This is a genomic window from Halodesulfovibrio sp., from assembly GCF_015482765.1.
Taxonomy (GTDB): Bacteria; Desulfobacterota; Desulfovibrionia; order Desulfovibrionales; family Desulfovibrionaceae; genus Halodesulfovibrio.
In genome coordinates, this window is sequence record NZ_JADMLB010000032.1 from 1 (window position 1) to 6,858 (window position 6,858).

Sequence of the window (6,858 nt, forward strand, 5' to 3'; positions counted from 1 at the left end):
TACTCGCTCTCCTCTGTTGTCCATAGCAGTATCCTTGTCTGGCCATAGGCTCTGTTGGCAATGAGTTCAAGATCAGCATGATCAGCTTCCGGCGGAAGATCCAGTTTAGATTCTACCTCGGCACAAATAATGCCGCCTTCAGCAAGCCAACCATTCCTAAGCACCGCTTTCATGGCAGGGGTTAAAAAGTTTTTGCCGTACGGAGGATCGATAAAAATAACATCATACGGTTCTGCGGCACGGCGGGAGATAACTTTAAACAAATCTTCCGCAAGCACCTTGTACCGACTGGATGGAATACCGATCTTCTGCGCGTTTTCGTTAATCAGCTTCGCAGCAGTTTTGTTCATTTCAACAAACAGTACTTCTTCTGCACCACGGCTCAGGGCTTCAAACGCCAAGGAGCCGCTCCCTGCGAACAAGTCGAGAACCCGGCACTCCGGCCAGTACACGCCACGTGCTTCCAACATGGAAAACACAGCCTGACGAACCTTTGATGTTGCCGGACGATACCCCGGTGCACTAGTAGTTTTGAGTACGCGTCCACGGTACTCACCTGCGATAATGCGCATAACTATATAATATCCTTACACTACCCTAAAATTTAAGCAGAAGGGTGTATTTACTTTTTCTTTCTTGCCATACTATAAACAACAGTTGCATACCGATACGAACCGGTTGCGCGTATTCACGTAGACTACACGTTGCGAAAACAATTTCCAAGTCTGACGAATGACAATTCCCCAGACCTACTTACGGAGCTACTATGAGCACAGCAAAACAATATGTGATTGATTCTCTGTCTACGCAGGAATCATGGCGTCTTTTCCGCATTATGTCTGAAATTGTAGACGGAATTGAGAACCTGAGCGACTTGCAAAACAGCGTATCGATTTTCGGCTCTGCACGCACCCCGTCAGACCACCCTATGTATCAGGAAGCCGAAGAAATTGCACGGCTCCTTTCTGAAGCAGGTTTCGGTGTTATCACCGGTGGTGGCCCGGGCATTATGGAAGCCGGCAATAAAGGCGCACAAGAAGCAGACGGAACCTCTGTCGGATTAAGCATCCAGCTCCCGATGGAACAGGGCTCCAATCCATTTATAGATATTGAATGCAATTTCAAGTACTTTTTTGTCCGCAAACTCATGTTTATCAAGTACTCCATGGCATACGTAGTTATGCCGGGCGGCTTCGGCACACTTGATGAACTTTCAGAAGCCTTTGTTTTGAGGCAGACAAACAAAATTAAACCATTCCCAATCATCCTTTACAAAAGCGAATTCTGGAATGGTTTGCTGGACTGGACACGCGACCAGATGGTTGCTTCCGGCTACATTAGTGATGAAGAATTGGATGCAATGGTCATTCTGGATTCACCGGAAGAAGTTGTTCAGTACATCATCGAACACTCTCCGGACGTGCTGGATTAGAGCATGACGACCCGACGTGAACTTGAGCATTGTTACGATGCCCTTACCGCCCTTCCTGAAGGCTGGAGCAGCTGGGATGATCTCATGCGTATCACTCTGGAAGAAGCCCGAAAGGCAGAGGCAATAGATGAAGTGCCTGTAGGCGCGATTCTTGTTGCGCCAGACGGAACAATTGTTGCGAAGGCGTACAACAGAACCATCATCGACCATGATCCAACAGCACATGCTGAGATTCTTGCACTGCGCACAGCTGGTAAGCATCTGCAAAATTACCGGACTGAGGAGTTGGTACTTGTTGTTACGCTCGAACCATGTCTGATGTGCAGCGGCGCTTTGGTGCATGCCCGCATTCGCGGAGTTGTATACGGTGCGCCTGACCATAAAACTGGTGCTGTAGATTCACAGCTCAACAGCTTTGAGCTACCTCTGCATAACCATGCAATTTGGCACAGAGCCGGTGTACTGCAAGAAGAATGCAGTACTATGCTTTCTGCTTTTTTCAAAAAACGCAGAAAGCAAATCAAGGCTGAAAAGGAATCCCGAAAAAGCCGGAGTTCATCGTAACAATTTGTAATTTTACAGCTAACAACTTGCAATGCTGTATAAAATTGCATAAAAAACCCTCAACGGAGAGGTAGCGAAGTCCGGCCGTAACGCACACGACTCGAAATCGTGCTTGGGCTTAACCGTCCAACGAGGGTTCGAATCCCTCTCTCTCCGCCAACACACCATAAATAAAGGGCTTTATCCGAGTGGATGAAGCCCTTATTTTTTGTGCGCCGTTCACGATGTGCGAATTTTGTGCGAATTTTTTGAAAAATGTACTTTTTATTTTGAAGCTATTTTTTCGTCTTCTTCTGGATCGTCAAAAGCATCTACGATATCCCTGTCCATATCCAGTTCGTGCAGGTATGTTTCTGTTGTCCTGATGTTCATGTGGCCGAGGAACATCTGAATCTGTCTGTGGGTAGCCTTACGGGAATCAGCGAGGCGCGATGCTACATGGTGCCGGATACAGTGAGCTGTAAAAGTTTTTACTCCTGCCCTTGCGCAGACACGACGGAAAAGAAAGCGAATAAAGTCGTTTGACCGGTTGTGCTTTGAGCCGGTGTACGGATTGGTGAAGACATAAGGACTTTCTTTATCTCGTTCGTTCCAGGCATCCGATAAAAGTTTTTCTAGGTTCCGGTGCATATAGATCAGGCGAGCCTCACGGTTTCCCCCTCTGCGCTTTGATGTCCAAAGCCTAACGGCCTTAGCTTCAAAGTTCACATCTTCCCATGTGAGGTTGATGATCTCGCTGATACGTGCCGCAGTGTAATACAGCGTATCAATAAACTGCCGCTCTTCTTTTGTTGCAGCCATACGCACCGCTGCGATGTCTTCTGCAGAAGGGACGTAGCGGACATACGTTTCCTCAGCATACGGTTCGATCAGCTGGGCCGGATTGGAATACAGAAACTCATGCCGTATCCCCCAAGTGAAAAGTGCTGACAGTTCTTTACGATCTCTATTCGCTGCTTTTGCTCCCCGCTCGTCCTTTTGAACGCGCAAGTATCCAGCTAAAAGTACACGATCAAGCTCTTCAAGTGGCAGTCTGTTATTAAAAAAATTCAAAACGCGACGAAAGACGCCGCGTTTGAATATATAAGTATTTCGTTTTCTACGATCTTCTATCTCTGTCAGGTAAGCATTAGCCAGATCGGCAAAGTCCATGCGGGTCTTCTTTGCGCGGGCTTGCGGCGATTGCCACTTTTCTTCCTCTTTTCGAAGCCACTGTTTTGCCTCGCGCTTGGTCAGAAACCCTGCCTTGTTTGCCACTCGCTGCGACTTCACAAACAGAAACGCCCTGTATCGGACTCCTGCCTTCGTCTTGTACTTCGTTACAGCCATGATAGTTTGCCCCATAATTCTGTATTAAATAGTTCATAACATCCTCAACGCAAAAGCGTGCCCCCTTCCCATCCTCTCCCCTAGAGCACGGGATACGCACATGAGGAAGTTCTCGCCAAAACTTCTGCAATGTAGGTTTGGCAATACTTATAGCCCCAGCAAGGCCATCAAGGTCAACTAATACAGGCATGATCTTTTCCCTTGGAAATTCTAACGCTCTGGATATTGCAGCCACTGCTTGCCATCTAGCCCAGGCTCTTTCACAAGACCGCCCTTGCCATCAGGGAGCTGCTTCAGGAAGAAAGGTACATCAGCATCAACGCATTGATCGCGAAGATCACGAACCGCATCCAGATCAGGCGCACGACCGGCCTTATTCCCAAGAGATTCAGTGCCGCAGATAACCCAGTCGAGGCCAACAAGCGGTAAAAAATCATCTTCTTTTACGCTGTCAAAAGCATATATCGAGCCATCCGACCCGCATTTAGGGCAACATTCAACGCGAAATCCATCATGTCCATTATTGCAACGTCCATCGTCTTGAAAGCCAATGAACTCGCCGTCATTGCACATAGAGCAATTATTGTCCGTTTCAGTTCCTTGCCAGCCACACTTTGAGCAATAGTGATATTCTTCTTGATAACTTGCTCTCAAATCAATTTCTTCAAGCATCGGCTCAATTGAAACAAAACGTTTCATAGCCGGTGTTCCAAGCAGGAACGGTACGCGATCATCAGCGTTTTTTTGATCTTCAATAGTCACGCCACACCAGACATTGCGCATAGGCCAGCCGACATTCATTTCATCAACAAGATGATTACCGATAGCGCTTGCAATCTGGCATTGAGCTTCATCACTGAGGTGCATGTCAGCAGCAGCACTTGAGAGTGCATCTTGCCATTCTTGCACTGTGATCCGCGAGGTAAGATACTCTTTCATACGTCGAGCACGTTTTGTGAGCAGCAGGAACGTATGCTGTGGAGCAAGTGCCATGTATGCGAAAATCTTATCCAGCGCACCATCGCTAATCTGTTCATGGAAGGTGTCGGACATCGAATTCACAAAGATCATGCGCGGCTTTTTCCAATGTAACGCTTGTTCCATACGCTCTGGGAACACATTTACAACACCTGTCCATCTACCTGCGGCCATAACATCCTGCACTAAGTGGCTAGTCTGCGGATTAGCTACAAGGCGGCGAGTCATGCTTTCTGCATAGCAGTTTTTACACGCTGGGCTGACTTTGGTGCAGCCATAGTGTGTATTAAGTGTAGCCTCTGCCCACGGGATACCGGTAATACTAGACATGAAAATCTCCTACCAAATTTTCGCTAACAACAAGAGTAATAACACACAGATCAGTTCTTCGCCGCTGGTAAGCTTCTTGTGTTTCTGCTCATAGGCGAAGACGATCAACAAGCCCCAAAAGCATATTGTTGTGATCCAGTTAAAGTACATCGTCCTCGCCCCTATGCGTTCCAGTCGTAATCCCACCACCAGTTGGAGAAGATGCCTTCACCAACGTACAAGACCTCACAGGAGTAATCTCCTCCGTAGTCTTGGGTGCAACCTAAGACCGCGACTTCAACCCACGCAAACGGGTCTTCAGATTTACTTCGCACGAAGTCGAGCAAAATGCAGATCAGGAACTTAAACAGGTACCAAATAGCGCGGGGGGATGTGCGCATGCGCAAATCCTCAGAATGCCACTTCTTAGAGAATATCTGTTTTGCAAATTTGAGGCGTGCAAGTAAATGTGTTTTTGGATACCAGCCATCGAAACACTTATCGCAACACTCATGACAATAAACATCAGGAAACACTTCACCACAGCTATGGCACTTACGAATCTGCGGATAATCCCACCAAGGCGCGAACTCCGAATCCTCACGCTTTTCATCAAGAGCCTTCAGATCACGAATAAGCCGATTGGGAGTGTCCCACCACCAGTGAATATCATGACGAAGTGTCGCAAATGGAAGTTTAATCATCTTCTTTACTCCAACATTCTTCAATCAGCTTAAAGAGCCTTTCTCTTGCAGCAGGGGTAAGTTCCTGCACTTGCGAGGTAAGAAACTCTTCGCCACACTCACCTTCGTTAATCCGTTCATCCAGCTCAAACCAAAGCTCGCCAAAGTTATACGTACAAAAGAACTCTTTTCGAACGGACATGCAGTCTGCACAGGTTTTGCTGGTTGAAACTGAACCGTCCCAAGCAAATGTTTCGTACTTATAACTTTCGCCCTTCTGGATGGTGCGACCACACTCAGAACACTTGTGCTCTTTACGAGCTTTGCGTGTTGCCTCTGAAAGCATGGTTACAAATTCACCGTCGTAGTAATCGTTAATTATGCAAGAACAGCTCATGACACTACACCTCCGCTAAATGGCAGGGAACGCCGTTGATGTAATGAGGCTCCAAGCATTCAAGCTTGAGCTTGTCGCAGTACCACTTATTCTTAGTCAGAGAAGCCCGATGCTGCGTGAGGCTCCAATCATGCTCGCACATCTTGCAGGTCTCACCATGAAGCGGCTTGCGAGGTTTCCAGTCAGGCGTTCTCCACCAGCAGGTGATGTCCCTGATAGCTTCAACGTCTTGCCAAGGAACCGCTTCCATATCCCCGCTTTCATACTTAACTAATACCCTTCCGTGGATGTCAGAGTCATACTCTTCAGGGCAATGGCTACTTATTGGCTGGTTTTCTCCATACATCTGAGCGAGGATGCTGCCGCCGTTTTGCCGGAACTGTAAAAACATTGCGAAGTTGGCCACGTCGATCATGTCTCCCTTGCCAATGTGTTCCAGAAACATCTCAGCAAGATTTTCTATCGGTGCCCTCTGCCACCCTGACCAACCTTCAGTACATTTTTTGGCAAGCTTGGCTTTCATTTCACTGGCCATGATGTCTACAAACTCATCATCGTCACTGAATACCAGCGGCTCGCAGTCTTCCAGCTTCCACCAAGTCTCAGCAGTAGTGTTACCATGAACATGTGTAACAGCTGCCCATCCCTCCCACGGGTCAGTGCCGTACTCTTTGAACGTCAGCACGTCTCCGGTAGGAGTGTGTTTAACTTTATCACCTGGCTTAAATCTTACTTCTGCCATCTTAAAACCCCTCCAATTCTTCAGGGTGTGGATAATCGAACTTCCAGAAACTCAACCGGCCTTTTGCAGACACAGGCGTGATAGGCTTGGCCTTCTCGATCTTCCACCAGAAATGTGAATCTGAATTAGCCCAAATGCTCGCAGCGTTAACATGCGCTTGAGCATCTGCATTCATGTCGAAGGCAGGGTTTTCGATGGACTTTGAGAAGCGGACAACGCCAACAATATGGCCACGTCGGGCGTAGTCGGCTTTGCCAAGTCCAGCCCTGAGTGCAGCAACAATGCAATTCACGGTGTCGTCGTGCCCTTCGCAATCAAGTTCTTCCAACACTTCGGAAAGTTGGCAGTATGGTTTTGCGCAGGTGTGAATGAGTACCGGCGGATCAAGATACTGATGCGGAATCGTCCAATTCCTATTTTAAAC

Annotated in this window: 9 protein-coding genes and 1 tRNA gene; 3 read left to right on the forward strand and 7 right to left on the reverse strand. The window is 47.7% G+C overall.

What is annotated here, in order from left to right; genetic code table 11:
* Nucleotides 1–572: 16S rRNA (guanine(966)-N(2))-methyltransferase RsmD (rsmD, locus tag QZY95_RS05190; RefSeq protein WP_290920159.1), on the reverse strand; the 572-nt coding region annotated here is incomplete at its 3' end.
* A 194-nt stretch (nucleotides 573–766) separates the two neighbouring features.
* Between rsmD and QZY95_RS05195 the strand changes: the two genes are divergently transcribed.
* The 3 genes from QZY95_RS05195 to QZY95_RS05205 all read left to right on the forward strand — a co-directional run bounded on the left by QZY95_RS05195 (nucleotide 767) and on the right by QZY95_RS05205 (nucleotide 2,155).
* A complete protein-coding gene (locus QZY95_RS05195; RefSeq protein ID WP_290920162.1) occupies nucleotides 767–1,432 on the forward strand; it encodes a TIGR00730 family Rossman fold protein in 666 nt (221 codons plus the stop codon).
* 3 nt (nucleotides 1,433–1,435) lie between these two features.
* On the forward strand, nucleotides 1,436–1,996 hold the full coding sequence (tadA, locus tag QZY95_RS05200) for a tRNA adenosine(34) deaminase TadA (protein ID WP_290920165.1): 561 nt from the start codon (nucleotides 1,436–1,438) through the stop codon (nucleotides 1,994–1,996).
* 64 nt (nucleotides 1,997–2,060) lie between these two features.
* Nucleotides 2,061–2,155: transfer RNA gene (locus tag QZY95_RS05205), tRNA-Ser, on the forward strand.
* A gap of 105 nt (nucleotides 2,156–2,260) precedes the next feature.
* Here the strand turns inward: QZY95_RS05205 and QZY95_RS05210 are convergent.
* The 6 genes from QZY95_RS05210 to QZY95_RS05235 form a co-directional block, all read right to left on the reverse strand.
* Entirely contained in the window at nucleotides 2,261–3,325 is a 1,065-nt protein-coding gene (locus QZY95_RS05210; protein WP_290920168.1) for a site-specific integrase, read from the reverse strand.
* A gap of 210 nt (nucleotides 3,326–3,535) precedes the next feature.
* Nucleotides 3,536–4,633 carry a DUF5131 family protein gene (locus tag QZY95_RS05215; RefSeq protein ID WP_290920171.1) on the reverse strand — a complete coding sequence of 366 codons (1,098 nt, stop codon included), beginning with the start codon at nucleotides 4,631–4,633 and terminating at the stop codon, nucleotides 3,536–3,538.
* A 161-nt stretch (nucleotides 4,634–4,794) separates the two neighbouring features.
* On the reverse strand, nucleotides 4,795–5,316 hold the full coding sequence (locus tag QZY95_RS05220) for a hypothetical protein (RefSeq protein WP_290920173.1): 522 nt from the start codon (nucleotides 5,314–5,316) through the stop codon (nucleotides 4,795–4,797).
* Nucleotides 5,309–5,692, reverse strand: a complete 384-nt coding sequence (locus QZY95_RS05225; RefSeq protein WP_290920176.1) for a hypothetical protein — start codon at nucleotides 5,690–5,692, stop codon at nucleotides 5,309–5,311. Before QZY95_RS05225 ends, QZY95_RS05220 begins: the two co-directional genes overlap by 8 nt.
* A gap of 4 nt (nucleotides 5,693–5,696) precedes the next feature.
* Nucleotides 5,697–6,434, reverse strand: a complete 738-nt coding sequence (locus QZY95_RS05230) for a hypothetical protein (protein WP_290920179.1) — start codon at nucleotides 6,432–6,434, stop codon at nucleotides 5,697–5,699.
* Nucleotide 6,435: 1 nt separating this feature from the next.
* Entirely contained in the window at nucleotides 6,436–6,762 is a 327-nt protein-coding gene (locus QZY95_RS05235; protein WP_290920182.1) for a hypothetical protein, read from the reverse strand.
* Nucleotides 6,763–6,858: the final 96 nt, after the last annotated feature.

Excerpts from the sequence above, each read along its gene's own strand:
- QZY95_RS05195 (WP_290920162.1), top strand. The coding sequence starts at position 767 with ATGAGCACAGCAAAACAATATGTGATTGATTCTCTGTCTACGCAGGAA.
- tadA (WP_290920165.1), top strand. The coding sequence starts at position 1,436 with ATGACGACCCGACGTGAACTTGAGCATTGTTACGATGCCCTTACCGCC.
- QZY95_RS05210 (WP_290920168.1), bottom strand. The coding sequence starts at position 3,325 with ATGGCTGTAACGAAGTACAAGACGAAGGCAGGAGTCCGATACAGGGCG.
- QZY95_RS05215 (WP_290920171.1), bottom strand. The coding sequence starts at position 4,633 with ATGTCTAGTATTACCGGTATCCCGTGGGCAGAGGCTACACTTAATACA.
- QZY95_RS05220 (WP_290920173.1), bottom strand. The coding sequence starts at position 5,316 with ATGATTAAACTTCCATTTGCGACACTTCGTCATGATATTCACTGGTGG.
- QZY95_RS05225 (WP_290920176.1), bottom strand. The coding sequence starts at position 5,692 with ATGAGCTGTTCTTGCATAATTAACGATTACTACGACGGTGAATTTGTA.
- QZY95_RS05230 (WP_290920179.1), bottom strand. The coding sequence starts at position 6,434 with ATGGCAGAAGTAAGATTTAAGCCAGGTGATAAAGTTAAACACACTCCT.